Here is a 26,725-nt window from a genome sequence, read left to right on the forward strand (position 1 = left end):
GAAGTTACAGATGAACCCGAGAAATGGCTAGATGTATCGCACATTACGTCTGGACAAGGGCCTGGCTTCAGGCGTGGGATCGACCATTCATCCCGAGACAGCACGATTTACGGCCTCATGCGCTCTCCAGTAACCGATCTTGGCGTTACATCTGTTCACGGCCCAGGCTGACTTGTATCTTCCGCTACTACCTCAGACGCGTTGCAACGCGCGTCTCCATCCCATCCACCGATCGAGGGCACCGCCATGCAACGAACCACCCGCCGACCCCGACTCGCCGCGGCCGCGGCAGCCCTGCTGGTGCTGCCCGGCCTCCTCATCGCCGCCGCACCCGCACACGCCGCCGCGTCCCGCGTCCGCCTGGGCAGCGCGACAGACGTCTCCCGCCCTTCCTGGCAAGGCCCCGCCTACACCATGAACGGCGCCGGCGCGATCGTGCCCGGATCCATGAGCCGCGCGATCGACGACATCCGCGGGGCCACCGGCACCCTGGACGTGGTCGTCCTGGCCGGATCGGCCCCCACCAGCGGCAGCAAGACGCCCGAATGCGACACCGTCATGACCCTGCCCGGCGTCAACTCCTGCACCACCTGGACGCTGACCGCCACCTCGGACGCGAGCAACGCCCAGGTCAACGCAGACGTACGCAACGCCGAGTTCGTGTACTTCGCCGGGGGCGACCAATGCCGCTACACCGCCTGGAAGGGAACCCCCCTCGAAGCGTCGGTCGAATCGGTCGTGGCCAAAGGAGGAGGATCGGGCGGCGGCAGCGCCGGCCACCACGTCAACAGTCCGATCGTCTACGACGCCTGCAACGGCAGCGTCACCAGCACCGAAGCCCTCGCCGACCCGTATGACCGTTCCATCGGCTTCACCACCGGCCTGTTCACCTGGAACCACTACGACAACGTCGTCAACGACTCCCACTTCGTCGCCCGCGGCAGGATGGGCCGCCTCATGGCCTTCGTCGCCCGCTCCATCAAGGACGGCCTGACCTCAGCGGGCTCCGCCTGGGGTGTCGGCGTCGAGGAGGGCGGGGGTTCACTCCACATCGACAAGAACGGGCTCGCCACCGCCTACGGCAAGAACAGCTACGTCGTCCTCGGCGACCACCAGGGCGAACAGGTAGCAGCCCGCAAGCCTCTGACCTACACCGACTACAAGATCTGGAAGCTCGCCCCCGGCACCACCTTCGACTTCGCCCACCGCCCGACCTGCGGCTACTACCTGCGCAGCGTCATCGCCGGAGCCCCCGACCCCAACCTCTACGACGGAACCCCGCAGACCAACTGCACGGCCTCCCACGCCCTGGCCGAGACCGAACCCAACGACACCCGCGACGGAGCCGACGACGCAACCACCCTGACCACACCCGCCGCGCTCACCGGCAGCCTGGCCACCAGCGGCGACCGCGACTACTTCGCGATCCACCTCACAACGGGCCGGCGCGCAGACGTCCAGTGCGACGTACCCGACGACTACGACGCCGACGTCTACCTGCTCGCCGCGGCCGGCGGCAGCCTCGTACGGTCCGTCAACGACGGCGCAGGCACCGACGAGGCCCTCACCCATGCCGCCACGACCACCGGCACCTACTACCTCGAAGTCGTCGCCTACACGGGCTCAGGCCCCGCCGGCTACACCTGCACCGTCACGACCGCCTGACGTCCGCCGGGCGGCCGACACGCCATCCCCGGCGCCGACGATCCGCCCGTCCCCGTCGCGCCGGACGTGGGTCTTGCGCTTGCCGCTGATGAGGGCGCGGGAGGCGAGCTGCTCGACCAGGAGCTCATCGTGCGAGCGCAAGCCCTGAAGGACAACTACGAGCGGCCTGTAGCTGGCGGAGGCGACCATGTCGGTCGGGTCCTCGCCGGGCTCCAGGACGACCGGCACGATGATCCTGGCGATCTTCGTGGACCCGTCCTTGTTGTGCCGGAACGCACGCCCGACGTTCTGGACGATCTCCACCTGATAGTCGCGGGTGTCGGCTAAGAGATCGCCTCCACCCCGCGCTCGCCGGTGATGTCGACGCCTTCGCCGAGGACGCGTACGGAGGCGAGGAAGGCCCGGTGTGCGCGCCGTTTGTGTGCGTCGATCCCGTTGGCGAACTGCCGCAGGACCTCCCGGCGCTCGGTGACCAGGTGGTCCCCGCACCAGACCCGGTCCGGCAGGACGTGGCGGCCGGCCTCCAGCTCGTAGAACTCGGCGTCGATGGAGGGCTTCGGCAGCGGTGGTGGGTACGGACGCGGCGTGGTGGGGAGCCGGTGTTCAGGGGCGCAGTCCGGCCTGCTTGAGCGCCACCCGGGACAGGTCGTCGATGACCTGCTCGTCCCCCCGGCGCCAGGCATCGGCGAGACCCCCCGGCGGGAGGGGGACCGCGGTGAGGGCCTTCACCGGCCCGGTCAGAGCACGGAGGGCGAGCAGGTCGGCACCGCCGGGACTGTCGAGCAGGTCCTGGAGGTGGGCGCAGCGCCGGATCCACCGCACCCGTGGTGGCAGCCAGGTCACCAGCACGAACAGGACCGAGGTGACGATCAGGGCGAGTGCGGTGAGGTTGGCGATCCGTCCTACGGCGTCCTGAATGGACTGCCCGGCATCGGAGAGCCCGTTGCTGGCCTCGGCTGCGGACTGGAGCGGCTTTCTGAGGAGGCCCCCGACCAGTGGAACGTTCGAGGCCGCATCCCCTGCGTTGCCGAGGCCGGAAGCCAGCCTGCCGCCCGCGTCCTCCACCTGCCGCCCCGGCTCGGCCAGCCGCGTGATCCCATCGTGGACGGCCAACGCGAGCCTCACCGCGGCCGCCAACAGGACCACAGCGATGAGATCGGCGAGGATCTGCCGAAAGCGACGGGCTCTGGTCTGGGCGTAAAGGCGCATCAGGGCTCTCCTGCTCCGGTGGCATCGAAGGACAAGACCGGTCTCCAACGGGGCGGGCCACCCGTCCCGGACGGCAAGCCACAGCCCGCCACCCGACCGTACGCGGCACCCGCCCCATCCAGAACCCGTGGCACACCGGCGCGACTTAGTGGCCGCAGCGCGACGGTGTCACGGCTCTATCCCCGGGCCCGGCCCGTGCTGCAAGGACGTCACCAGCGGCGGGGGCCGTGGCCGGCCGCGCCCGGCGCCGTTACCGGTGTGCCGCCCCGGCCACCGGGCCCGCCGAAGCCGGGCACGGGCAAGTTCCGCTGACCCGCCCCGAGGATCCGATCGTGACCACTCCCGTACCCGACCCCGCCGCCGCAGGCACGTTCGCCGAAGCCACGGCCGAAGCGGCGCAGACCGCCGCGGCGGCCTTCCAGCTGATGCTGACCATCTCCGACGCCGTCCGCCGCGCCGCTCAGAAGTCGGAGGGACGGTCAGAAGCTCCAGCTGTAGAGGCCGCCGCCCGTACTCACCAGACGCTGCGAGGCGGGCAACGCCTTGCAGGACTGTCAGCAGGTCATCGTCGGTCATGTCGTCTCCGTCCTCGGATCGGAGGCGCGTGGTCCAGCAGCCTGCGAGTTCTTCGAGTTCGGCGGAGCTCGCGCTGGACAGTGCTCGGGTCAGTCGCTTCGGCAGAGCGAACACCTCAACGCCATCGTTCAAGGGGGCGGTGACCCACTTCGGCCGCGCCCACCCTAGGAGCTGCTCGACCGGTGGGGCCTCGGCCGAAGGCTCCTGGAAGTACATGTTCCACTCGGCGATGGCGCTGCAGGCACATGCACGCATCCTCGCCGGCGGGCAGACCCGGCACGGTGCTCTGATGCTGGCGATCGAATGGGTCCTTCGGAGTGCGGACAAGGCGTTGACGGTCGACGAGATCGCCGAGTCCCTCGGGCGCCCCATGCGGGGGAAGGCGGGTCACGCGGCAAGCGAGACGGTTCGAAAGACCTGCAACCGGCTGGCGGCGAGCGGACGCGTGATCCGGCGCCTGGAGTCAAGGCCCGTCACCTACACCCTGCCGCCGCAGGTGCAGTGATCGGGCTCGACCCTGCCCCGGATCGCCCGTCAGATGTCCGTGCTCCATACCTCGGACCCGCCGCCTTCCGGCGAATCGGCCTCGGAGACGGCAGCGAGGGGACCTGAGCCGTCCATGACCAGTGCTCCTGGGGCGGATCCCAGCTAAGGGCCGGAGCTCGGGCTGGGGGAGTGGGTGTGGCTGGCTGGCCCTCCCCGCGCTGCGGTCCGCCCGGCGGGAGGTGCGGTGCGGGTGCTGGGTGCGCCGCCTGTGGTGGGCGGTCGCGTGGTCCGGGGCGCCGGGGCGGTGGCCCGCGGTGAGTAAGCGGCGGCTCCGCCTGGGTGCCGGCCCCGTCGTCGGGGCGGCCCGCGCGCCGGGACGGCGTATGCCGGTCCGCGGTGAACGAGCGGCAGCAGCGTCTGGCTACCGGGCGCGTCGTTCGGGGCGGCCCGTTACCGGGGAGTGCAGCACAGCCGGTCTGCGCCCTGTGGGCCTGTGTGGTTGTCGGCCTGTTTTCCCTGGTGAAGCGTGCTGCTGTGAGGGTGTTGTGAGCTGTTGCGGGGCCTACGGCAGAGCCTGCGGCTGTTCCGTGCCGCTGGATCTTGACCGTTTGCCATCGGACTTTGACGGACGCGAGTTTGTGTCATCGGAGTTTGATCACCGCAGGTCAGCGACTCAGTGCACCGAAGGTGCGCCGAGTCGCTGACCTGCCCTCATGTGCAGTTCCTCGTAGACGTGTAGGTCAGAGCCTTGCGATCGTCATGCAGGCTGCTCGCTTTGTGAGGACGAGGGTCAGGAAGGCTCGACCGCCTAGACCGGGGTGGCGGTCACCTTGTTGTCGCACTGGGCCCACCACCCGTCCTTCAGGGCGACCTGGTGCTTCCCGGAGTTCGACAGCCCGATGACCATCGTCGGATACGCCGCCGGGGTATTGCCCGAGACGCAGCAGCCGTCGCCCTCCCCCTGGACCTGGACGAAGGTCAGCTTCACCCATGCCTTGCCCTGCGGCCGGACCGTCACGGCGGCCGCCCTGCCGGTGGGGGTGACCTTGAGCGGGGTGTTGCCGGCGCCCGCGACCGTCGGAAAGCCCTTCAGGACGCACGTCTTCTGGGAGACGTTGGTGAACTGCACGACCGCCGCCCCGGTCCCGGTCCCGACGGGCGGGTGGGCGGCCTGCCAGGCGCTGCCCTGGACGGCGGAGGCCGGGCAGGCGGGCGGCGGGGTGGAGGTGGTGGTGCTCGGCGCCATGGCGGTGCCGGGCAGGATGCCGGTCACCGCCGCCGCGACGGCCGTGACCGCCGTCGTCGCCAGGGCCGCCCCTTGCTGGCGGCCTCGCTGGCCGTGGTCGGTGCCAGCCGCCGTACGGCACGGTTCCGCCTCGACGGCCCGCACCTGGTCCTCGCCGACGACGCCGAGGGGGAAGACGAGCTGTCCGGCTGGTCGACCGATGCGGACGCCGACGAGCTGGCCGACCTGGCGGCGGGGGAGTTCGGGGCGTCGGTGGGCCGGCTGACTGCGCCGGGTACGGCGCCGTTGGCGGTGCTGGGGGAGGTAAGGGTGATCGAGCGGTTCCGTTCGGGGGTCGGGCGGCCTGCGGGTGACGCTTGCGTGGCCGGCCCGCCTGCGGGGCACAGCCGCGGAGGGGAGGGCGGGCGGGGTAGTCCGCCACGGAGTCCCGTATGCCGGCTCGGGGGAGGGGTGCGCGTGCCGCCGGTACGACTGCGGGGGCCTGGTCCCGGTGTCCTGGTGCGCCGAACACGGGGACGCAGCCGACCCGGTGATGGAGTGGCACCCTGGCGGCGGCCTGCGCTGCGCGAACCTGCGCCACAGCCGTGCAGCGGCCGAACGCGCTGGCACTGTGCCCGCCCGTCCGGTCCCGCCACAAGTCCCGGCGTACATCTAGCTCAGCTGGCCCATTGGACCCCGAGGGCGGCGAGCTGCTCCTGGCTGCTCGCTACAGGCCGGTGTTGTTGCTGGCCAGGAGGTTGACCGTGTGGTCGGGGACGTTGTGCAGTACTCGGTGGTTGGCGAGTTTGATGATGGTGTCGCCGATGGTGGCAGGGGTTGCGCCGCTCTCGGCGTGTGTGGTCAGGAAGTAGGCGGCCAGGCCGGCGACGTGGGCCGCTGCCTGCGCGGTTCCGGACAAGGTGCTGGTAGGGCTGCTGCCGATGGAGGTGGAGATGATGCCCTCCCCGGGGGCGTAGATGTCGACGGCTGGGCCGAAGTTCGAGAATTTGGTGCACTCGTCCTTGAGGTTGGTGGCCGCGACCGTGAAGGCGCCGGAGGCCCGAGCTGGCGAGTATGCGCTGGCGGCCTGGCTGTGGTCGCCAGCCGAGACGACGGTGAAGACCCCGGCCCTGATGGCCGAGGTGACCGCGGCGTCGACGTCGTCGTTCTTCGGCCCGCACGCACCGATCAGGGCAACCGAGGGGCGGCCGGTCTCCTTTGCCTGCCGGGCTGTGAACTCCAGGCCTTTGATCAGGTCTTTGGGGCTGAAGCCGGTGTGGTCGTGAGCGACCTTCACCGCGATCACGTGTGCCTTCTTCGCGACGCCGAAATGGCTGCCGGCCGCGATCCCGGCCAGGTGGGTGCCCCGGCCGTTGCCGTCCTGGTCCGGTGAGGGCGCAGTACGGGGCCGAGCGTGTCGGTCCTGCCGCCCGACCTGCCCCGGCTGCGGACTTGGTCACCTACCTGCGCGGCGAACTCAGCCGCACGGAGCAGGCACTTGCCGCCGCTGAGGAGCGCGAGGCCGCCGCCATCCGACAGTAGCCGGCCCCCGATCCACCCACGTGGCTGGTCAGGCGCGGGATCGGCGTCGGTCAGCTCCCGGCCGCGTCCACACCCGGGCCTGCGGGGACAGCGGCAAGCGCTGCGTCCCCGCAGCCCCTGAACAGGTCCGCCGGCTCCTGGCCGAGGGCGTGACCGCCTGTCCCGCCTGCCACCCCGATACCGCCCTCGGCCGTCCTTCCAGGGTGGTGTTGTCGCCGACGCGGGCCAGGTGCGCGGCGAGGAGACCGGTGCCGCCCGGGTTCGTGGATCTGGTCCATGCGGACCGCGAGCAGCCTGGGATACGAGGGGGGCCTGCCTCGGTATCGCCGGGCGTCCTCGCGGACCAGGCCCTCGCCCTCGCCGACGGCCGGCCCTCGCTCGGGCTGCTCAGCGCGATCTACGGCAAAGCCCCCGCCGCAGCGTTGCACGGCGACCGCGGGAACGGTGAGGAGGTCACCTTCGACCAGCCGGAGCCATGGCCGTTGGGAACGGCGTGCAGGCGCCTCTGAAGAGCTGGCGGGCCGTGCCGGCGCGGCTGGGCCGGCAGCAGACCCCGCAGGACCCGGCCAGCCGAACGTCCCGTGGCCGCCGGTCACAAATGACCGGCTGCGCGACCTGTACTGCCGCCCTGGCCCGGCCCACCCTCGTGACCGGAAACCCCACACCTACAGATGGAAGGGCAGGAAGTCATGGCTTCAGGCAGAGAGAACACCCCCGCACAGGACCTCCTAGAGAGCCGAAGGGCGGGACGTCGCCCGCCGTCATGATGATGCGACCCGAATCCGAAGAGAAATCCGTAGATCGAGGGGTGACTGTGATGGCGCAAGAGAGCAAGGGCGGGGATCTCGGGTGTGCGGGGTTCCTGGTGATCCTCACGTTCCTGATCGGCCTGTGGGGCTTGAACCAGATCAACTCTGAAGGCGAATGCGGCGGCGAGTCGATGCAGTCGGGTAGCACCTGCTCGACCACCGTCAACGGGCACATCACAAGCCGTGACGCGGACGAACAAGCATCTGAAGATCACCGCTTCGGGTGGATCGTCCTCGGGGGCGCCGGAGTGCTCGGCGTGTGCGCCATTTTGGCCATCGCCAACGTCGTCTCGAACTACCGCGACTAAAGTCCCGGTCCGGGGCCCCGGACCGCCCAGGCGGCCCGAGATGTGGTGTTCGCTGGTCGTCAACAACGCAAGGGCCAGTAGCTCGGGATCGTGTGGGACACCGCGTACGCCAGCTTCGACCAGAACCTCGCCGCTGCCCGCGCCTACTACGAGCAACACGGGACGCTGGCCGCGCCCCGGCACGCCACCGCCCTCGACCGCCCGGTCGGGCAGTGGCTCACCACCATCCGCCGGCCCGACGGACTCGGGAAGGACCCGGTGCGTGCCGGGCGCCGGGCGGCCGCGCTCGCCGCGATCGACGAGGACTGGAACCCGAGCGACGACGACCACGGGTGGACGGTGGACTGGCAACGCCACTACGCCTACCTCGCCCAGCTCCTGGAGGAAGGCGCCCGCCTGACCGCCATCACCCCCGGGGTGACCCGGCACGGGGAAGACGTCGGACGGTGGCTGGCCACCCAGTGTTGAGCGACGTTGAAGGTGTGCATGGCGGCGACGTGGTGGTTGTCGACGTGGGGCTGTGAAAACGACCCCGGTGGCCGTAGGCCACCGGGGTCTTCGTGTTCATGGTGTCGGCTTCGGACCAGAGCCGCGACCAGGGCGGCACCGGTCTCCGTGCCGCGCACCTGGTTCGCCTGGGGGCCGATACCACTTGGCAGGACGGCCCGTCCTCCACCACGGGCGGGCGGCTCGTGGAGGCGACCCTGCACTCCCTGACGACACCGCCCTCGGCGCCGGCCGCGCCCGCCTCCCGGGTCCGCGCGTCCCCGACGGCTGCCCGCTCCCGCTCCACCACGATGCCCGCCGCTGCGGCCTCCGGACAGCAGGCACCGACGGAAGCCGCCGTTCCCGCCCACCGGCAGCAGACCGCACCGGCCAGGGGCGCGAGGCGTAGGCGGTGGGCGAGCGGGTGCTCGCCGGTTGTGCGGGGGTGTTAGAGCAACCCGAGGTATGCCTTCGTGGAGCGTGCCTCGGTCAGGACGATCGCTGCGGCCGAGAGTACGAAGGCCGCGATGAAGCCGGTCAGTTGGTTCTGCGCCTGGCTGGTGTCCAAGTCCGCTTGGGCCACCATGGAACCGATCGCGACGCCGGACAGGCCGGCCGGCACCATTAGCAGCTGGCTCAGCCGAGGGCCCGCCTCCGGCTCACCCGACAGCACCTTGGCCCCGTTGCGCACCAGGGCAACACCGAACGGGATGACGAAGGCGCAGAGGAAGACCAGCCAGCCCACCTCGCCGAATGCGCTCAACCCCCACACCATTCCAGACACTCCAGCGCACCCCACCACGAGCCCGTACGCAATACCGAGACTTCCCGCCGCTGCAGCGGTACCAGGGCGCCGCCGAACGGGGGGACCGGAACGACCGCCAGGGCGCGGGGGAACGGGCAGGTGTGACATGAACCAACCTCCTGATGATGAGAGGTACTTGAGGGTCAGCACTTCTTGAGGGTCAGCACCTTCTTCGCGCGGACCCAGAAAGGGAGCAACGCCCCCAGCCGGAGGGGACGCAGCCCGGCCGCCGTCGACGGCGGCCTATGGGCAGGGGACCGCAAGCCATCAATGGCGACACGTGGTCACCACGGTGAGCAGGATGAGGGCGCCCGCTGTGAGCAGCAGGCACACCTTGTGCGTGGAAGGGCCGCGCCTTCGGGTCTCGACCTGGCCGACGGGGTGCATGCCGGGGTGCTTGCGGCCGTAGTGCTCCATCTGCCGGCGCACCCCCTCGGAACGGTCGACCCAGGGCGTCTTGAAAGTGCACTCTCCGCACCAGAAGCGGTTGGCCACGTCGCCTCCTTGCTGTGACGTCCGTAGGGGCACGGACCTCAACGTTGTTCTCGGCCATGGTTCTTGTACAGGTCAGACACCCGGCCATTGGTGACCGGCGGCCACGGGTAGGCTCACCAGCTGTTCGTACTGGTGGATCAGGAGAGATGCCGGATGACAGAGGGCCTCGGCACGTTGCTACGCAAGCTGCGCGACAAAGCGGGCCTGACGCAGGAGCAGGTGGCCGAGCGGTCCGGGGTCAGCGTGCGCACCATTCGCCGGCTGGAGAAGGGCGGATCCACCAACCACCGAGTGGATACGGTGAATCTGCTCGCGGACGCGCTCGGCGTGGAAGGCGCAGACCGTCTACTCCTTGCGGCTACGCTCACCAGCTCATCCACGGCGTCCCACGATGTGGGTGCGGACAACGGCCGCAGCCCCGGCCACGACCGTGGCGTGTCCGCACCCGCACCTGTGCGCCCACCTGCACCCGAACCCGCGCCCGCACCACCCGCCGGGCCACCCGTCCATCCCACGCTCGCCGACGCAGCGCACGAGCTGGCGACGGAGGTCCGGCGTCGCTGGCGGCGCGAAGAGGCGCAGCGTCGCGTCCACGACCCGTTCCCCCTGCCCGTACGGTGGAAGCCGGCGCCCGCCGCGCTGACCGACCGGGCGGAGAACATCCAGCGGCTGGGGCCCGGCGGGACTGCGCGGGAGGTGGATCTGGACGGCGACCTGCGGAGCACGGCCGAGGTCTACCTCAAGATCCCCTCCGGGCGGCTGGTGATCCTCGGTCGAGCCGGCTCGGGCAAGTCCATCCTCACCATCAGGCTCGTCCTGGACCTCCTGGAGACCCCGGCGCCGCACCGCCGCGTGCCGGTCATCTTCAGCATCGGCTCCTGGGACCCCTCGACCACCGCACTGCGCGACTGGCTGATCGGCCGACTGCTGCGCGACCACCCGCACCTGGCCCGGCGCAGCTCCGGCGGAGCGACCCTGGCCGCCGCGCTGGTCGACGCCGACCTCATCCTGCCGGTCCTCGACGGGCTCGACGAGATCGCCGAAGGGCTGAGGCACGAGGCCCTGGACGCGCTCAACGCGACCTCCTCCCCGCTCGTCCTCACCAGCCGGCGCGACGAGTACGCCGAGGCGGTCAGCGCGGCGCACGCCCCGCTCGTCTGGGCGGGGGGCATCGAGCTGACCGACCTCACCCTCGAAGACCTCGCCGACTACCTGCCCCGCACGACCCGCCCCGTCCCCACGTCCGGCGCGATCCCCGCCCACGACACCGGCGCGCCCGGCTCGCCGTGGGACGCGGTCATCACGGAACTGCGCACAGGCCAGGGGTCGGAACACATCAACCTCGCCGCCGTGCTGACGACCCCGCTCATGGTCATCCTCGCCCGCACCCTGTACAGCGAGACGCCCGACCGGGATCCCGCCGAGCTCCTGGACGCCACCCGGTTCCCCTCCGTGAAGAGCCTGGACGAGCACCTGCTGGCGGGCTTCGTCCCCACGGTCTACCGACGCCGCGCCCCCGAACAGGACGCAGACGGCCGACAGCCCAAGGCGCCGTACGCCGACCCCGCGCGGGCCGAACGCTGGCTCGGCCACCTCGCCCACCACCTGGTCCGCCTCGACCGCGAGCGCCAAGACCTCGCGTGGTGGCAGCTCGGCGATTCGCTGTCGCGCTCGACGCGGACCATGGTCTTCGCACTGGCCACCGCCGTGAGCATCACACTGATCGACTGGGTGGTCGGCCTGCTGCTCACCCCACTCTCCGTCGGCGAACTCCTCCTGCGGGGCGTCCTCATGGGACCCGCCGCAGGACTCTGCTTCGGAGCCGTCTACGCGATGGCGGACAGATCCGGCGACGCAGCGGCCTTCGAACCGGCCCGCGTACGGCTGAAACTGCGCCCCGCGCACGACGGCCTCGGCCGCAGACCCCTGCGCACCTTCACCTTCCGTGCCGGGCAAGGCCTGATCGGCGGAACCGTCCTGGGCGTCGGATGCGCTTGCGCCCTCACCCTCCAACGCGCGCTGGTCTCCGGGACCGCGCTCACCGATCCGCACGTGGTGGAGGCCACCTTCATCAACATGCTGGTCCTCGGGCTGATCTTCGGCTCGGCCGGCTGTCTCGTCTTCGGTCTCATGACCGCGCTCGAAGCACCCGTGGACGTCACCGCGGCGGCCACCCCGGTCAGTCTGCTGGCCTCGAACCGCACGACGGCCGGCCGGCAGTTCCTCATCCTCGCTCTGGCGTTCACCGTGGCCATCGCCTTCGGCGGGCACCTGATCGTCCATCTTCTCCGGGGTGCGTTGGGACCGCTCAACTGGGGCGTTGGGGAGAATCTCTTCATGGGTGCGGCCGGCGGGCTTGGCGGGGCTGCCTCCTACGTGCTCACCTTCACCGCCTGGGGCCAGTGGATCGTGCTCGCACGTGTCTGGCTGCCCTTGACCGGACGGCTCCCCTGGAACCCCGCCGCGTTCCTGGACGACGCCTACCACCGAGGGGTACTGCGCCAGACCGGAGCCGTGTACCAGTTCCGCCACGTCCGGCTGCAGCACCACCTCGGACGTACGTTCCGCGGTCGGCACCGGGACTTCGCCCCGGCCACGTTCACACCGCCGCCGACCGGCGCCCCCTGACCACGCGAACACGACATCGGCGCCCCGGAACGGCACGGACCGGGGGCCGTTCGAAGGCCGGTCACCAATGGCCGGTGGCTTGGCCTGTTGGCCGGGCGGATGGGGACACCACCATCGAGACGTCCGGCTCGCGGCAGCTCAGCACGCCGCGAGCCTCCTCGACGAAGGATTTGCTCATGACGTCCCTGCGCCTCACCTCACTCGGCGCGGCCCTCGCGCTCACCGTCCTGGCGGGCGCCGGCGCGGCACACGCCGCCGTGCCGGCCTCAGTACCGACCGCATCGGCCACCGGGCAGACCTCCGCCCCGCTGGCCGCCGCCTCCCCGGCTTCCGCTGCCGTCCCCGACTTCAGCGACGGCTACGGTCTGTCCGTGCTCCGCGAAGAAACGCAGGTGCACAGCCCCACCGACTTCACCCTTGAGGTTGTTCCGGTTTGGCGGACATCCGGAGATCTGGGCGTGTGCCCGGGAAGGGGTGTCCATGATGGAGAGCATGGCGAACAGGAAGCCGCGGAGGCCGCGGCGGCAGTTCACGCCGGAGTTCAAGGCGGAGATCGTGGAGCTGTGCCGGCGGGGTGACAGGTCGGTGCCCGAGGTCGTCAAGGACTTCGATCTCACCGAGACGGCCGTGCGGTTGTGGGTGGCCCAGGCCCAGGGAGAGCCGAGCGATCCCAGGGCGAAAGAGAGCAATCTGGAGCTGCACGAGCGCGCGGAGCTGGCCGCTCTTCGGCGGGAGAACCGCCGCCTGAAGGAAGACGTCGAGATCCTCAAGCGGGCCACGGCTTTCTTCGCGAGGGAGACCCGGTGACGGTCCACCCGTTCATCGAGGCGGAGAAGCGTGCAGGTCACAACGTCAAACGCGCGTGTGAGCTGATGAAGGTCTCCCGGTCCGCCTTCTATACCCGCCTGCAGAACACGCCAGGGCCGCGGGCTGCCCGCGACAGGGAACTGACCGAACAGATCACCCAGGTCCACGCCCGCTCACGCGGAACCTATGGCGCCCCACGCATCCACGCCGTCCTCAAGGGCCAGGGCCAGCCCTGCGGCCGGCGCAGGGTCGCACGCCTGATGAGGGCCGCCGGGCTCCAGGGCCTGCACCGCAGGCGCCACCGCACCACCGTCCCCGATCCGCGGGCGGCCAACCGCCCTGACCTGCTGCAACGCGACTTCGCTCCGGGCCGCAAGACCACCATGGCCCGCTGGTGCGGAGACATCACCTACATCCCCACCGGCCAGGGCTGGCTCTACCTCGCCACCGTCATCGACATTTCCACCCGCAAGGTCATCGGCTGGGCCACCGCCGACCACCTGGGCACCTCCCTGGCCGCCGACGCCCTCAAAGCCGCCTGCCGCAGGCGGCGGCCCCAAGACCCGGTGATCTTCCATTCCGACCGCGGAACGCCGTACACCAGCCGCGACTTCGCCCGCCTGGCCGCCTCCTTCAACATCCGGCTGTCCGTCGGCCGCACCGGCGTGTGCTGGGACAACGCCCTCGCCGAATCCTTCTTCGCCACCCTGAAGAACGAACTGGTCAGCCGGCGCGCCTGGGAAACCCACACGGCCGCCAGAACCGCGATCTTCGAGTACATCGAAGGCTGGTACAACACCCACCGACTCCACAGCAGCCTCGGCTACCAAAGCCCCACCCAGTACGAATCAATCACAGCCTGAACAAGGCACCACACCTGTCCGCCAAAACGGAACAACCCCAGCCCAGCAGTGCGTTGCCGAGTTCTGGAAACGCCTGAGTGCTTGCTTCGGGACCGTGGTCGTGCTCTGCAGCGAAGTCGATGTGGCGATCTGGCGTGACGCAGGCCGGCCTGTCGTTGCGTGCGGTCACCGTGTTGGCTACGACGTCCTGCATTCCGCACGCCGGTCACTCGGTGGCGGCCATCACCGCCACGAAGATGAGGCCCGCCGTGACGGCCCACAGGAGCAAGGCTGCGAGGGTGGCAAGCACGCGCATGTAGACGGGGTAGACACCGACGCTCTCCGCGGGGGCGTCCGGGAGGCGGATCGCAAGGTGCCCGAAGGCCTGGGCGACGTGGGTCTTCCCGACCCCGACGGGCCCGAACAGAATGACGGACTCTCCGGCGTGGAGCCATCGAAGTGCAGCCAGGTCACGGATCTGGGCCGCCGGCAGTTTCGGGGAGGCGGCGAAGTCGAACTCCTCCAAGGTGACCTGCTGTTCGAACTTCGCCCGCTGGAGCCGTCGCTGGAATGCGACGGTCCCACGGCGGGTGATCTCGTCCTGGCAGAGGACGTGGTGGAAGTCGAGGTGGCCGAACTCGCCGCCGTGGGCCTGGGCCAGGCGGGCGTCGAGTGTCTCCAGCATCCCTGAGAGCCTCAGGGCCTTGAGGGACTCGCGCAGGGCGGTGTCCATCACGCTCATCGAGCGGCCTCCTCGGCGTCATCGCGGTCCTGGTCACCGTGGAGTTCGTCCGTCGTCTGGGTGGGGATGGCGGCGGCGAACAGCCCCTCCGGGCCGTGGAGGAAGGCCGCGGCCCCCGCGTCACCGGTCTCGGGCTCCGGGTCGGTCTCGGTCCCGGCGATCAGGATGCCCTTGATAATGCGGTAGGAGGGGTCACCGACCGTGATGGCCTTGGTGCAGGCGGCCTCGAGGCGGCCGTCCCCGTACTTCCGCAGCCCGAGGATCCCCTGGGCGGCGCGGAGCCGGTAGAGCGCGTTGACTTCCAACAAATGGTCAATGACCTCCCGGCACCCGTCCCTGACCTCGCTCGCCTGGGTGCGGCACCAGATCGGGGTCTTCATCTGGAAGGCGATCTTCTCCGGCGGATAGTCGTTCTTGTCGGTGCGTTTGCCCTGCTCAAGGGCGGCGTGCGTCTTAACCAGATCGCCCTCGTGGAAGACCTGGACCATGGTCGCGGTGGACCGGACGTCGACCTTGCGGCCGATCAGCTTCCAGGGCACCGAATAGAGGGTGCGGCCGACCTTGATGTGGATGTCGGGTCCGACGGTTGCGGTGGCCCAGCGGGCCAGCACGAACGGCTTCTCCGGCAGCGGGAGCAGAGCCTTGGGCTTCGACTGTGTCGAATACCGCCAGCGGGGCGGCCCCGCCCAGTGGCCGGCACTGTCGCTTGCCCGCGACGTTCTTTGCCCAGGTGACGGCCTCGGCCTGCATCTGCTCGAGGGAGGTGAACTGCCAGCCGCTCCAAAACGAGTCGCGGACGTAGGGCATTGGCCGTTCGACCCGCGGCTTGTCCTTCGGATGCGCGGCCCTGGCCGGGTCCGGCAGGGTCCCGTAGTAGGAGGCGAGTTCGCTGTATGACTTGTTGATCTTCGGGTCGTAGAGCTGGTTTCCGGAGCTGGCGAGTCGGCGGCTGAACCAGATCACCTGGCCGGAGATCGAGCACCATCGCGACTACATCAAGAGCCTGCTCGAGACCACCACCGTCACCACGATCCATCAGCGACTGCGCGACGAGCACAAGCTGAAGGCGTCCTTGTCGTCCTTCCGGCGGTGGGTGCACGAAAACCTGCCCGACGAGGCGGCCAGGACACGGGTCACAGTGCTGTGGGACGAGGTCGAGCCGGGCTCGGAAGCCCAGATCGACTACGGCTTCCTCGGCCAGTGGATCAACCCGGGCACCGGGAAACGCCACCGGATCTGGGCATTCGTGATGGTGCTGCCGTGCTCGCGGCACATGTTCGTACGCCCGGTGATCTACATGGACCAGAACGTCTGGACCGAGACACACGTCGAAGCGTTCCGCTACTTCGGCGGGATCCCTCGCCGACTGGTGCCGGACAACCTGCGAACGGCCGTGGACCGGCCCGACCTCTTCTTGATCAGCTTGGCCCAGTCTGTCTCGCCCATCGGTGGCCCGCCCGGGGTGATCCCGGCGTCCTCCGCTGGCCGCAGATATTTCCGGACCGTCTTGCGGTCCAGGCCCAAGGAAGCCCCGACCTGGCTCTTTGAGCGGCCCGCGTACCAGTGGACGTAGATCTCGATGATGTCGACCACGGCGAACGTCCTCCTTGCCATCCCGTGTGTCCGTTGACCTCTCGGCCCGTAGGCCGAGGGACGACTGCAGCTCCGAGATGGTCAGGACCTCAACCCGGCTCCGGCATGCCCATGGGGAAAGGCGAGGAATCGAAAGGGAAGGCGACTCAACGGCCAAACCACCCGAAATGGGGAAGACGAACCGGGAGTCAAACGCTGCCAGCTGTTGAGGTCGACCACCGCCCCCATGGGGAAACGTGACCACGCGGGTGGGGAATTACGTGACGCTCAAGGCTCCGAACGTGGGGAATTGCATGACCGTCGACACGTGGGCCACGGCCGGGCCACAACGGCTCCGGCGGCCGGTCCGACTGCGAACCCGAAGGGCACGCAGTCGACCCCCGCCGGTACCTTGACGGGGCGACGTTCCGTAGCAGCAGCCGGCCGACCGAGCGCTGGGAGAGGGCCGGTCCGCATGGTCAGCGTGCGCCGACGGCGTTCGTCTGCTGCATCCTGGCTTCGTCGAAAAAGTCCCTCAAGGAGTGTTGAATGTGGTCAGTGGTGTCAACGGCCGGAATCGCACCGGGAGATCGGTTCGACTGGTACTCCGACATCGTGTCGAGCGAGGTGATGCCCGCCACCCTCAGCTGCAAGCGGCCCGCCGATTTCCAGGGTGAGGCCGCGGTGCTGGACCTGGGGGAGATCCGTGCGTCGAGGTTCTCCCTCTCGCCCCTGCGTTCACGGCGTACGGCGCCGATGATCCGGCGTGGCGACCCCGAGGCGGGCCTGTCGCGACCGTGAGAGCGGCTTTCCAGGTCGCAGTGGCCTGACCGGCCCCCGGAGGCCTTCCCGCCGACGTGCAGCGTCAGCTTCAGGCCGGTACCCCGGGGAGCCGTTCACTCCAGGCTCAGCTTGGGGGAGCCGTGCCGTCGACCGCGAGAGCCGGACCCGCTCCTCCTCGTCGGTACGGGCCGAGATGAACGTTCACTCCGCCGCCACCTTCGTGTTAATGGCGGTGTACTCGGGAGCTGGGTCGACTCTGTGCTTAGTCGGTACGTCGGCCGCAGGCGCGGGGGAGCAGAAGGTCAGTGAAGTTGATGAGGTGGTGTGACGAGCCCCGCAGAAGTGGGAACATCCCCGTAGGCACGGGGAGCAGGAAGGGGAATGAGCGTAGCCGCGGAACGCTTGGGAACGCTCCCGCAGGTGCTGGTAGCAGAGTTGCTGACCTGGGGTTCCAGCGGCGGCGGGTCCCTGGCTCGCTATCCGCTTCCGAAGCGTCGTCGCTTCGCGGCCTTGCTCCAGCCTCGGGTGGTCGGTGAGGCGGCGGATCGGCGGTCGCTCGCGCGGTGGATCAGTGTGATGCCTTCGAGGTCAGTCGGATTCCACTTGTGGTCATGAGTGTCGAAGGCGAAGCCCTGCTCGTTGTCGGTGCTGTAGGCCAGCAGTGCCCGACCGTTTCCCGCGTACTGGCGTACCTCCGCCCACAGCGCCTCCCGGACTCTTGCCGAGGGTCCGCCGATGAAGACGCCTGGTGAAATCTCAAGGAGCCAACGGGTGAGGAAGCCTCGCAGCCCGATGGGACACTGTGTCAGGACGATCACGGTCACCAGGTCATTGCCTCCGCGTAGTTTCGGCCTGCGGGTACCGTGACATCACGGTCGGAGCGGAGCGTGACCTGATCGTGGCCTTCCGCGGGGTCTGTGGTTGCCTGGCCTTTGGGCTGCCGGGCCAGCAGTAGCCCTTTGATGTCGTCGACGCATCGGTCGAGCAGACGGGTTTTGTTGATCCTGTCCCGCAGTGTGCGTCGTGTCCGTGAACCGACGTCCTCGCCGCTCTCGGCGGCGACGTCGAATGCGACGGGGATGCCGATCTCCGTTTTGTAGAGATCGGCCACGTCGAGGACGAACGACAGTTCGTGCCCGGAGTGCACGAAACCGAGGCCGGGAGAGCAACCCAAAGCTGCGACGACGGCGTGCGCGATCCCGTACATGCACTGAGCGGCCGCAGTCACGGCCTGGTTGGGGGCGTCGCCGGCGTTGAAGTCACCGGGGACGTACTGCCGACCACGCCAGGGCACTCCGGTGCGCTGTGCGTGAAGGCGGTAGCAGTCTTTGACTCGGCGGCCTTCGTGCCCGAGGAGTTCCCGCCGGCTGAACCCGGCCGGATCTTCGTCCGGAAAGCGTAGCCGGTACATGGCGCGTGCCACCTCCAGGCGAGTCCGCTGGTTCGCCCACTGGGTGGCTTGGGCTTCGACGAGGGTGGCGGAGCGGCTGAGGGAGCGGCCGCCGGCGTAGTAGCGGATGCCTTGTTCACCGACCCATGCAACGGCGGCACCGCTTTCGCCGAGCACGCTCATTGCCTGGTGGGTGATGCGAGTGCCGGGTCCGAGGAGGAGGGTCCCGATGGTTGCTGACGGTATGTGGGTGGTTCCGTCGGCGTCCTCGGCCGTGATGGCGTTGTCCTCGCGGTGGATCGTGCACCGTTCGAGGTAGATGAAGGAGATGCGTTCCGCGACGCGGGTGAGTTCACGGGGGGACACTGGGGGGCGTTGAGCGACTGTGGTCGTCATGTTTCACCCGGCCTTGGCGAGCGTCATCAGGCCGCAGCCGTACGCCTTCGCTTTGCCAAGGCCCTGGGTAAGGGTTCGCCGGAGGGCGTCGGGGTCGGTGATTTCAAGGCGACCGTCGAAGGTGACGGTCACGAGAGGGACGCGATTGCGCGGGCCTCCCGGGGGGCCGGCCTTCTCGAAGTTGAGCCTGTGTTCGTCGCGTACTGCCAGCTGGTGCTCATCGCCCTGCGGCAGCCGCCGCCGCTCGGGGGGCGTGGCCAGGATGCGGAAGCCGGCTGCTTCCTGTCGTCCGAGCAGCCATCCCATCTGGTGCCGGGGGGTCACGTGCGCAGTTCGCTTGGTGGGTTCGCCGTCCTTGCGTCGGATCTGATGCACAGGATTGGCGGTCAGGCGGAAAGCCCATGTGTCGCCGGCGCGGAGTCCGCTGAGGAAGGCTCCGTACTCGTAGGTCTGCCAGGAGGCGGTGGTGGGCCAGCCGGCCTGCTCTACGAGGTGGGTCAGGTCCGGGCGTTCCTGGCTGACGATGTAGAGCAGCACCTCTGCCTTGGCGTTGCGGTCGAGTCGCCAGAGGGTCCGCGGCCGGTCCGTGTCGCTGGGCAGGGTCTGGGAGAAGGAGGACATGACCGCGGCGTGGAGGCGTTGGGGTGAGGCCAGGAGGTGGCGGGCACCTTGGCGGGCGGTGTTGATCCGGAAGCGGGTCAGGTGCATCAGGGACCGTCCATGGGGGACAGTAGGGCCTCGGGTTCGTGCCGAGGGACGGGCAGGGGAGCGTGCCGGTTGCGGACCGCCGGGGTGTAGCGGGGGTTGAGGACCTCGGTCTGGGTGGAGGTCATGCTGCGCAGGGCATAGCGGCGGTGGCGTGGGTCGAAGCTGATCGGCTGGTCCCTGAGCATGTCGCCGACAGGGGAGTGAGCCGTGTCTTCGGCGAGGATGGTCAGGGTGACGGTGCGGTCGCGGCGGCGTTGTTCGCGGTACCAGTCGGAAGCCTGCCACTCCTGCGCCGAGAGAGCCTGGACCGGATCGTCGGTGTCCATCACACCGAGGTCGAGTGGTCCCTGGGGCGGGCACGAGCGCCGGCCGAGGTAGGGGAGATAGACGGGAGCCTGTAGGGCGGTGTGCAGAGTGCGGATGAGGGTGTCGTCGCCGGCGAGTGCGGCGACGAAGACTGCGTCGGCGAGGTAGAAGCGCTCCGAGACCGGCATCGCCTTGTCGGTGTCTGCGTGGTGCGCGGTCTGGAAGTCACGTAGGCGGGTGCCCGGCTGGTCGATGCGGACGGCGAAGAGCAGGGCGGCTAGGTCGGTGAGGTCGGCGGTGCGGTCACGTCCGAGGGCCGCGGCGAGGAGCCCGATCACCCCGCTTTTTGTCGGGGCGGTCTCGGTGGTGCGTCGGGCGAAGCGGGCCGAGGCCCCCCACGATTGCAGGGGGCCAGCCAGCCGCAGGAATAGGACGCTGTTCATGCCTGCTTCCGGAGGCGGTCGGCGATGGCCTGGCCCACTTCGGTGATCAGCGGCCGCAGGTCGACGGGCGTGCCCAGAGGGGCCAGGTCGGCGGTGGGCTCCCCGACGCGCAGGATCCAGGTGGCGTCGGCCGTGGCGCCGAAGGTCTTCTCGATGGCGGGGATGTGCTCTGCCAGGGCCTTGCAGGCTGCCCGCACGTGTCCTTCGCCGGTCTCATGGTGGATGACGGGCTTCTCGAAGGCGCCTACGAAGCTGACGGGCCGGGACGAGCGGAGCTTGACGATCACGGCGTCCGGGAGGGTGTGGTTGCCGAAGGTATTGGCCTTGCCAGTGGGCATCGACATGGCGAACCCTTCGATGAACGCCTCGACAGCCCTGCGGACCGGCTCGCCCATGCGTTCCGCGTCCGTGAGGCCGGCGTCGAGGTTCTTCGCGAGGAGGTCCACGTCCACGGCGGCGTAGCGGTAGAGCGTGGCGGAGTTGAAGTCGACGGTGCCGATCATCCCGGCTCCGGGTTCCGCGCTGGTGTTGCTATCGTCTACGGCGGTGAAGTAGTCGGACTCCATGTCCACGGGGTGGACACTCAGGGCGTGGGCGACCTGGGCAGCTGCGTCCACGTTGATGTCGGCGGCGTCTGCGACCATGCGCCCGAACAGTGCGATGTCGACGGAGTGGTGGGTGGAGGCGCTCCGCTTGGCGCGCGCCTTCACCTCCTTCTCCTTCACGAACACTTTGGGCTCGGCACCTTTGCCGATGCCTTCGACAGCCAGCTTCGCCAGTGCGTCGAGCTGGTGAGCGCTCAGGAAGAGCAGGTAGGAAGACTGGGGTGCTTGTCCCTCCGGGCCCTGGTCGCTGGCGTCCTTCCCACCGGATTTGCGGGTGGGCGCCTCGATCTTCGCGCCGGTGGCCGCCTGGACGAGTTCGGCTGCCATGGGCCATGCCTGCTCGGGCGTCACGGAGGGTTCGAGCGTGGTGATCCGCCCTGTCAGCGCGTCGACAACCTTCTTCGTCCGCACCCCCAGCTCGGCCGGGTCGAGCAAGTCGTCGAAGGCCTTCCTGGTAGCCCGCTTCCACGCTTGGCTGGAAACGCGGGAGCGGCGCACTCCGCCGTAGACGGCGCTTTTGGGGGCGCCGGTGTCGTCCCGGTTGATGTTGCTCGGCGGGACGGTCTGCAGGATGTGCACGTCGAGGATGGTGCGGGTCATTCGCTTTCCCTCATCTCATTCGTTGCGTTCTGGGGCGGCGCGGCGGGGGCGTTCGCATCGTTGGCCGAACGGGCGGCCGGAGTACTGGCGGCGTGGAAACCTCGTCCCCACGTCTGACGGACCTGGTCTGCTCCGCCGGGCCGCTGCCACAGGTCGAACTGCTCGGCGAGCAGCCCGTAGTCGAGGGGGACCTCTGCCGTGCGCAGCAGTGTGACCAGCTCCCGCAGCCTGCTGGCCAGTACGTCAAGGGTGCTGGAGGTCCCCGCGCGCACGAGCCTCTTGCGGATAGGATCGTCGGCATCGCCTCCAGACATCAGCCGGCGGACGGCCGTTCCCATTGAGGGCCCGCCAGAGATGTGCATGCGCTTGGACCGGTTGGACTGCTGGTGCACGGCCCACAGAGTGACGGCGATGTGCGCGGCCCGCTCGGCACGGACCGCATCGGCGTCCGGGGCAGGCCGGCCGCGTCGGGCGAGGTACGCCGCGTGAAATGCCTCGACGCCGACGAGCCCCCACAGATCCGGTGTCTGCGTGGGTTGACGGCCCACGCCCCGCCTCAGGCGTGCGAGAGCCTGCACGGCCTCGGAGTGGTTCCCCAGGTATCCCGTCTGCAGCGTCTGGATGTGCCCGCTGACGGCCTGGCGCAGCGGGGTGAGTTCTCTGGCGGGTGCCGAGGGCGCGTCCTTGGGCTTGGCGGGTGCCGGTACCGCCGGCACGGTGTCGGTCATGTGGTGACTCCTTCGCTGGTGGCGGCCGTGTCCGGATGTGGCTTGGGGTCGTGGCGCAGTGGGAAGGCCCTGTTGAGCCGGGCCCGGAAGACCCGTTCGGCAGCGGCGTTGTCCAGCCAGCCGGCCGTTCCCGCGGCCGCCAGGTGCCGGTCGGCTGCCTCCCACAGGATCCGGTGGGCCGTCACCTGCCACGTCCGCCGCGCCGCTCCCGCATCCTGCGCGCTGCCCAGGTGGGCCAGCCACTGCCGGTACGGGCCGTCCAGCACACCGAATCCCAGGTCCCGGGCCGTATCACGCGGCGCCTCAGGATCGCGTCCCGCCGCCCGGGCGAGGTCGGCTGCCAGGTCGCCCAGAGCGCCGACGCCGGCGTTGCTGTCCTCGACCGCACCCACGGCCTCGGTCGCATACCGCTGGTCCTGCTCGTGCAGCAGGACCACCGACATCGTGAGGCTGTCGTCGACGACCTCATCGATCACCGACTGCTGGGTACCGAACCTCGCACCGATCAAGCGGGGTCTGATCAGCGTGTCCCAAGGCAGCAGACCCTCGCCGGTCAGCTCCGCGACCCACTTCAGCACTCCTGCCCGCAGGCCGGCAGGCGGCTCATTCCGGGCCCCGGAGACCGCCTCGGCCTCGGACATGAGCAGCGAGGCCAGGCCGCGCCAGGCAGCCCTTGCCGGATCGTGCTCTCGGGGCATGTAGACCGGCGTGCGGCCCAGTTTCTTCTCCTGGGGCTTGCTGCGGCGCCAGCCGCTCATCGGCTCGTACCTGTGCTGCCCAGGCGCTGGCAAGGGATCGCCGTAGGAGAGGACCACGCCGTGCACGGCCCGGCCGTCGTGGTGCAGGAGGATGCGACGGGATTGCCACGTGTACAGGTCACGCGGGCCGGTCGGCCGGGATTCCAGCCCCTGCTGTACATCCGGACCGCACTGCTCCCGGCGCCAGGCCGGCCTGTCGTCCTTGTCGACGGTGAGCGCGCTCGCGTCGGCCGCAATGAGATTGAGGAGCAGCGTCTGGCGCAGGGTGTCACCCTCGACGAAGACACCCCCCAGGTTGCCGGCCCAGCCGACTCCCTGCGGGTAGCCCTTGCCGCCCTTGACCCGGGAGTCTCCCACGGCGCCTGATTTGATGCCGGAGGTGTCGAAGGCGTGGGCATGAACCACCCAGCGTGCCGCTTCCGCGAACGGCAGGCTCTCCACCCCGGGTTGCCGCATGGTGAAGAAGGGGTCGTTGTTGGGAACATCGGCGACGATGCGGTTGAGCGAGGCGACTTCGTCCTTCGCCGTCCTCAGGCCCGCCACTTGGAAGAAAGGCCGATCAGGGTGCAGCAGGTCGAACCTGTCGCGATGACGATCGAGATAGGCCGGCACCCGAGCGAACGGCTCCGGGTCCTCGTGTAACTCCTGCCAGGCATCGAGGTCCTCAGGACCCTCCACCGCATCGTGCAGCACCGCCAGCAGGAGCCTGATCAGGGCGAACTCCTGCGACGGCACGTCCCCCACCAGCCGACGCACCTCGCCGGCACGCGCGAAGACCTCCTTCAACGAAAGCTCCGTCGCACTCCCGTCGCAGAGCTGGACGGGCAACCACGGGCGGGAGACTAAGTCGAAACCAGGCACACCCTTCACCAACCTCACGTCCTTGGCCCCAGCCGGTTTGACCACCAAGCCGTCGGCCTTGCTGTACCGCACCTCGAAGCCTGCCAGCTGGGTCTGACAGTCCTCGTCCAGGACCAGCACCAGCTCGCCGGCCAGCCAATGGCACTCCGGCGTCTGCCACGCCTTGGGCCCGAACTCTTCGAGCTCCGCGATGGCACGGTCGATCACCCAAGGCTTGGAGAAGTGGTACGGAAGACGCAGCGCGCTCGCCGCGATCGCACGCCCCGTCCGAGAGGTCGGCACCGCATCGACCGGTACATCCAGACCGCCCCGGCCCCGGTCCAGCCACGGCAACGTCGCGTACGTTCCGTCGCGGCGCCGCTGGATGACCAGGACCTCCAAGCTCTCATCGCTGTCCCGCACCTGCGCCCGGCCGGCCCGGGTATCGTCCGCGTCACCCACCCCCGCGTCGATCCAGCCCACCAGAGACCGCCCCGGCTTGCGGACCTCGTCAATCCGGAAGACCTGCGCAGCCCGCTGCTGCTTGGCAACCGTGACCCCGTGCTCCGCGAGCGCGCCGGCCATCGTCTCGGCCCACTGCTGCCCGGGCGCATCGAGCCGCTCCGCGTAGGCGCTCTGCACCAGCTGGCTGATGTCGTCCGGGAGGACCACCGGCCGCACGTCCCAATACGGGTGCAGCACGGCAAGGGACCTCAACAGGGCGTGGTGGCCGTAGACGGACACCGAACCGCTCACCGGCGTCGGGGGCACCGTTCCCCATTCGACGCCCGTGACCAGACACCGCGCCACCCGAAGGCGAGCCGGACGGTCTTGCTGGCCCGGGCCGCGCTGGTGCCGGTGGAGCCGCCCCATGCGCTGCAAGACGAGGTCGACCGGAGCCAGGTCGGTGACCAGCACGTCGAAATCGATGTCGAGTGAAGCCTCTGCGACCTGGCTGGCGACAATGACGTGAGGCCCCGCCGGCCGCGCACCCGCGGGACCGAAGTCGGCCACGAGCCGGTCGTCGTTACATGCCCGGTCCAGGTCCAGGAAACGAGAGTGCGCCACCGTCACAGCCTCGGCGCCGAACCGCTCCCGCAGCACCTCCGCCGCCTGCAGCACACGATCGACTGTGTTGCGCACCACCAGCGCACAGCCACCACCGACGAGTTCGGTATCCAGCCGGTCCGCGAGCACACCCAGGTCGTCTCCGAGCTGCTCCACCACGACCTCCGTGCGGCGGCCCGCGGCGGGTGCCGGCGTGCTGACAACGGAGCTCCGGCCGGGGGCGATCATGCTGATCAGTGGGTACGCGTCAGCCGACGCGAGCTCAGGGCGCGCATCGGCTTCACCTGCGTAGGCCTGTGCGAGTTGCCGTCGGCGCCCTGGGGGCAAGGTGGCGGACAACATGACGACAGGCACCCGGTACGCCCCGAGCCAGGACAGCACGCGCTCCAAGTACTCGTTCATATAGGCGTCGTAGGCGTGGACCTCGTCGATCACGACCACTTTCCCGGCGAGGGCGAGATGCCGCAGCGCCAGGTGCCTGCTCTTGAGCCCTGCGAACAACAACTGGTCGATGGTGCCGACGACAAAGGGTGCGAGCATGCCCTTCTTCCGGCCCCGGAGCCATTGATGAGCGATGATCTCCCCGGCGGCCGCGCACGTGTCTTCGCGGCGGGAGCTTGCGACATCAGCCACCGCATCCAGGTCGACGGCCGCGACCGTGCGGGCACCTGCTCGCATGTCCCTCGCGAATTCGTCATTGAGCGGGCCCTTGGAGTGAGCAAGGTACACAGCCAGATCTACCTCACCCGGCAGACGCTCCAACCACTGCCTCACCCGCCCGTACATTGCGTTTGACGTGGCACGAGTCGGCAGAGCGACGAAACACCCCCCGGCCCCCGACCGCGCTGCGAAGATCTCCGCCACGGCAAGCGCGGCCTCTGTCTTCCCCTCGCCCATCGGCGCCTCAACGATCATCAACCCCGTCCCGTCCGTCTCCCGGGCGACACGGACAGCCTCCTCCTGCAGCGGACGCACGGACGAAAGACCGAACCGCGCAGCGAAGAACTCCTGCGCCGTACCCACCGGCTTTTGCGCGGCCCAGGGCCGCGGCAGGCCAAGCCCGCGCCACGCCGCTTCGATCCGGCCGGCCTCATCACGGTGCCGGTCCTCTGGGAAAAGCAGGAAGAGCTCCGGATTGCTGGCGATCCAGTCAGCAACGATCACCACCGCTGACAGAACGGCCTGGACCGGCTGCGACAACTTCACATGCTTCCATTGGGGCAGCCGCTCACGAACCCCGTACTCCCTGGCACACGCGTCCAAGAACTCGCCCTGCACCGCTCGCCAGAGCCCCTCACTGGACCCCGGCGTCCGCAACAGCTCGCTGTGCCGGCGCAGATCGTGAATCTGCTCATGCGCCGGGGGCACCCCGTGATGCCCGCCCACGGCCACCGCGAACGCCATCACGTTACGAGTCGGCCAGCCCTGCTCCTTGAGCCACTCCTCCAAGAGCACCTGTCCAGCCAGCCCATGCGGCCCGCGACGCCGCTGGTCCCCGAATTGCTTGAGAGTCGGCATCTCCAGCCCGAGTTCAACCATCCGGCCAGCCAGGACATCGACCTGGCAGGCAAAGGCCGGCGTTGCCTTTCCGATGTCGTGAACGGCGGCGAGCCACACAGCCAGCGACCGCGCGTCGTCGTCCCCGCCCGGCAGATCACCCCCGACGAGCTCACGCACCTGCCGCGGAACCCACTCGTCCCACAGCCGCCCCGCCACAGCCGCGGCATCCGCCATGTGACGCCACAACGGCAGCCACTTCTCCGTCTTCCGCTGATCCTTGGCCCACACACTGCGTGCCGCAGCCGTGAGCTGCGCGCCCCACTGTGGCGGTGTTGCTTCCAGCATCGGCTTCCTCCCCAGACCCCACTGTTCGGCGCGTTACCGGCGGGACGCACGATGACGC

The 26,725-nt window shown here is 69.4% G+C and carries 22 protein-coding genes and 3 pseudogenes; 10 read left to right on the plus strand and 15 right to left on the minus strand.

What is annotated here, in order from left to right; genetic code table 11:
* Positions 1–246 precede the first annotated feature (246 nt).
* A complete protein-coding gene (locus ABD973_RS34105) occupies positions 247–1,665 on the plus strand; it encodes a pre-peptidase C-terminal domain-containing protein (RefSeq protein ID WP_345504192.1) in 1,419 nt (472 codons plus the stop codon).
* Positions 1,666–1,686: 21 nt separating this feature from the next.
* Here the strand turns inward: ABD973_RS34105 and ABD973_RS34110 are convergent.
* Together ABD973_RS34110 and ABD973_RS34115 are read right to left on the minus strand one after the other, a co-directional pair.
* A pseudogene (locus tag ABD973_RS34110) lies at positions 1,687–2,228 on the minus strand (DEAD/DEAH box helicase); the annotation flags it as partial.
* A 40-nt stretch (positions 2,229–2,268) separates the two neighbouring features.
* Positions 2,269–2,874: a hypothetical protein gene (locus ABD973_RS34115; protein WP_345504194.1), complete on the minus strand. Its 606-nt coding sequence runs from the start codon at positions 2,872–2,874 to the stop codon at positions 2,269–2,271.
* 715 nt (positions 2,875–3,589) lie between these two features.
* Here ABD973_RS34115 and ABD973_RS34120 point away from each other — a divergent pair.
* Positions 3,590–3,955 carry a hypothetical protein gene (locus ABD973_RS34120; RefSeq protein WP_345504196.1) on the plus strand — a complete coding sequence of 122 codons (366 nt, stop codon included), beginning with the start codon at positions 3,590–3,592 and terminating at the stop codon, positions 3,953–3,955.
* Between the two features lie 789 nt (positions 3,956–4,744).
* Here the strand turns inward: ABD973_RS34120 and ABD973_RS34125 are convergent.
* Together ABD973_RS34125 and ABD973_RS34130 are read right to left on the minus strand one after the other, a co-directional pair.
* The gene (locus ABD973_RS34125) at positions 4,745–5,566 is read right to left on the minus strand and encodes a DUF4232 domain-containing protein (protein ID WP_345504198.1); all 822 of its coding nucleotides are present in this window, start codon (positions 5,564–5,566) and stop codon (positions 4,745–4,747) included.
* Positions 5,567–5,888: 322 nt separating this feature from the next.
* A pseudogene (locus tag ABD973_RS34130) lies at positions 5,889–6,563 on the minus strand (S8 family serine peptidase); the annotation flags it as partial.
* A 160-nt stretch (positions 6,564–6,723) separates the two neighbouring features.
* Here ABD973_RS34130 and ABD973_RS34135 point away from each other — a divergent pair.
* The 3 genes from ABD973_RS34135 to ABD973_RS34145 all read left to right on the plus strand — a co-directional run bounded on the left by ABD973_RS34135 (position 6,724) and on the right by ABD973_RS34145 (position 8,288).
* Positions 6,724–7,212, plus strand: a complete 489-nt coding sequence (locus tag ABD973_RS34135; RefSeq protein WP_345504200.1) for a DUF6233 domain-containing protein — start codon at positions 6,724–6,726, stop codon at positions 7,210–7,212.
* A 308-nt stretch (positions 7,213–7,520) separates the two neighbouring features.
* Positions 7,521–7,820, plus strand: coding sequence for a hypothetical protein (locus ABD973_RS34140; protein ID WP_345504202.1), 300 nt, complete (start codon positions 7,521–7,523; stop codon positions 7,818–7,820).
* 90 nt (positions 7,821–7,910) lie between these two features.
* Positions 7,911–8,288, plus strand: a complete 378-nt coding sequence (locus ABD973_RS34145) for a helicase associated domain-containing protein (RefSeq protein ID WP_345504204.1) — start codon at positions 7,911–7,913, stop codon at positions 8,286–8,288.
* A 466-nt stretch (positions 8,289–8,754) separates the two neighbouring features.
* Here the strand turns inward: ABD973_RS34145 and ABD973_RS34150 are convergent, their stop codons facing one another.
* On the minus strand, positions 8,755–9,069 hold the full coding sequence (locus ABD973_RS34150; RefSeq protein ID WP_345504206.1) for a hypothetical protein: 315 nt from the start codon (positions 9,067–9,069) through the stop codon (positions 8,755–8,757).
* A gap of 309 nt (positions 9,070–9,378) precedes the next feature.
* Positions 9,379–9,606 (minus strand): hypothetical protein, encoded by a 228-nt coding sequence (locus ABD973_RS34155; RefSeq protein WP_345504208.1) that lies wholly within the window; start codon positions 9,604–9,606, stop codon positions 9,379–9,381.
* 153 nt (positions 9,607–9,759) lie between these two features.
* On the opposite strand from ABD973_RS34155, the gene ABD973_RS34160 reads away from it, so the two are divergent.
* The 3 genes from ABD973_RS34160 (at position 9,760) to ABD973_RS34170 (ending at position 13,904) form a co-directional block, all read left to right on the plus strand.
* Positions 9,760–12,234, plus strand: a complete 2,475-nt coding sequence (locus ABD973_RS34160; RefSeq protein WP_345504210.1) for a helix-turn-helix domain-containing protein — start codon at positions 9,760–9,762, stop codon at positions 12,232–12,234.
* 492 nt (positions 12,235–12,726) lie between these two features.
* The gene (locus ABD973_RS34165) at positions 12,727–13,041 is read left to right on the plus strand and encodes a transposase (RefSeq protein ID WP_345504212.1); all 315 of its coding nucleotides are present in this window, start codon (positions 12,727–12,729) and stop codon (positions 13,039–13,041) included.
* Positions 13,038–13,904 carry an IS3 family transposase gene (locus ABD973_RS34170; RefSeq protein WP_345504214.1) on the plus strand — a complete coding sequence of 289 codons (867 nt, stop codon included), beginning with the start codon at positions 13,038–13,040 and terminating at the stop codon, positions 13,902–13,904. The genes ABD973_RS34165 and ABD973_RS34170 overlap by 4 nt, the downstream gene beginning before the upstream one ends.
* 340 nt (positions 13,905–14,244) lie before the next feature.
* Here ABD973_RS34170 and ABD973_RS34175 read toward each other — a convergent pair.
* Together ABD973_RS34175 and ABD973_RS34180 are read right to left on the minus strand one after the other, a co-directional pair.
* Positions 14,245–14,625, minus strand: a pseudogene (locus ABD973_RS34175) (ATP-binding protein); the annotation flags it as partial.
* Positions 14,622–15,236, minus strand: a complete 615-nt coding sequence (locus tag ABD973_RS34180; RefSeq protein WP_345504218.1) for a Mu transposase domain-containing protein — start codon at positions 15,234–15,236, stop codon at positions 14,622–14,624. The gene ABD973_RS34180 and the pseudogene ABD973_RS34175, both read right to left, overlap by 4 nt.
* 482 nt (positions 15,237–15,718) lie before the next feature.
* On the opposite strand from ABD973_RS34180, the gene ABD973_RS34185 reads away from it, so the two are divergent.
* Both ABD973_RS34185 and ABD973_RS34190 read left to right on the plus strand, forming a co-directional pair.
* A complete protein-coding gene (locus ABD973_RS34185; RefSeq protein ID WP_345504220.1) occupies positions 15,719–16,198 on the plus strand; it encodes a hypothetical protein in 480 nt (159 codons plus the stop codon).
* Positions 16,199–16,812: 614 nt separating this feature from the next.
* Entirely contained in the window at positions 16,813–16,998 is a 186-nt protein-coding gene (locus ABD973_RS34190; protein WP_345504222.1) for a hypothetical protein, read from the plus strand.
* 458 nt (positions 16,999–17,456) lie between these two features.
* On the opposite strand, the gene cas2e is transcribed toward ABD973_RS34190, so the two are convergent.
* The 7 genes from cas2e to casA are packed head-to-tail and all read right to left on the minus strand — an operon-like array spanning position 17,457 to position 26,667.
* On the minus strand, positions 17,457–17,804 hold the full coding sequence (gene cas2e, locus ABD973_RS34195) for a type I-E CRISPR-associated endoribonuclease Cas2e (RefSeq protein ID WP_345504224.1): 348 nt from the start codon (positions 17,802–17,804) through the stop codon (positions 17,457–17,459).
* Positions 17,801–18,766, minus strand: a complete 966-nt coding sequence (gene cas1e / locus ABD973_RS34200; protein ID WP_345504226.1) for a type I-E CRISPR-associated endonuclease Cas1e — start codon at positions 18,764–18,766, stop codon at positions 17,801–17,803. Before cas1e ends, cas2e begins: the two co-directional genes overlap by 4 nt.
* Positions 18,767–18,769: 3 nt before the next feature.
* Positions 18,770–19,474, minus strand: coding sequence for a type I-E CRISPR-associated protein Cas6/Cse3/CasE (gene cas6e, locus ABD973_RS34205; protein ID WP_345504228.1), 705 nt, complete (start codon positions 19,472–19,474; stop codon positions 18,770–18,772).
* A complete protein-coding gene (gene cas5e / locus ABD973_RS34210) occupies positions 19,474–20,223 on the minus strand; it encodes a type I-E CRISPR-associated protein Cas5/CasD (protein WP_345504230.1) in 750 nt (249 codons plus the stop codon). The genes cas6e and cas5e overlap by 1 nt, the downstream gene beginning before the upstream one ends.
* Entirely contained in the window at positions 20,220–21,428 is a 1,209-nt protein-coding gene (gene cas7e / locus ABD973_RS34215) for a type I-E CRISPR-associated protein Cas7/Cse4/CasC (protein ID WP_345504232.1), read from the minus strand. The genes cas5e and cas7e overlap by 4 nt, the downstream gene beginning before the upstream one ends.
* Positions 21,425–22,156 (minus strand): type I-E CRISPR-associated protein Cse2/CasB, encoded by a 732-nt coding sequence (casB, locus tag ABD973_RS34220; RefSeq protein WP_345504234.1) that lies wholly within the window; start codon positions 22,154–22,156, stop codon positions 21,425–21,427. Before casB ends, cas7e begins: the two co-directional genes overlap by 4 nt.
* The gene (gene casA / locus ABD973_RS34225) at positions 22,153–26,667 is read right to left on the minus strand and encodes a type I-E CRISPR-associated protein Cse1/CasA (RefSeq protein ID WP_345504236.1); all 4,515 of its coding nucleotides are present in this window, start codon (positions 26,665–26,667) and stop codon (positions 22,153–22,155) included. The genes casB and casA overlap by 4 nt, the downstream gene beginning before the upstream one ends.
* Positions 26,668–26,725: the final 58 nt, after the last annotated feature.

The sequence above is a fragment of the Streptomyces racemochromogenes genome (assembly GCF_039535215.1).
GTDB classification, from domain to species: domain Bacteria; phylum Actinomycetota; class Actinomycetes; order Streptomycetales; family Streptomycetaceae; genus Streptomyces; species Streptomyces racemochromogenes.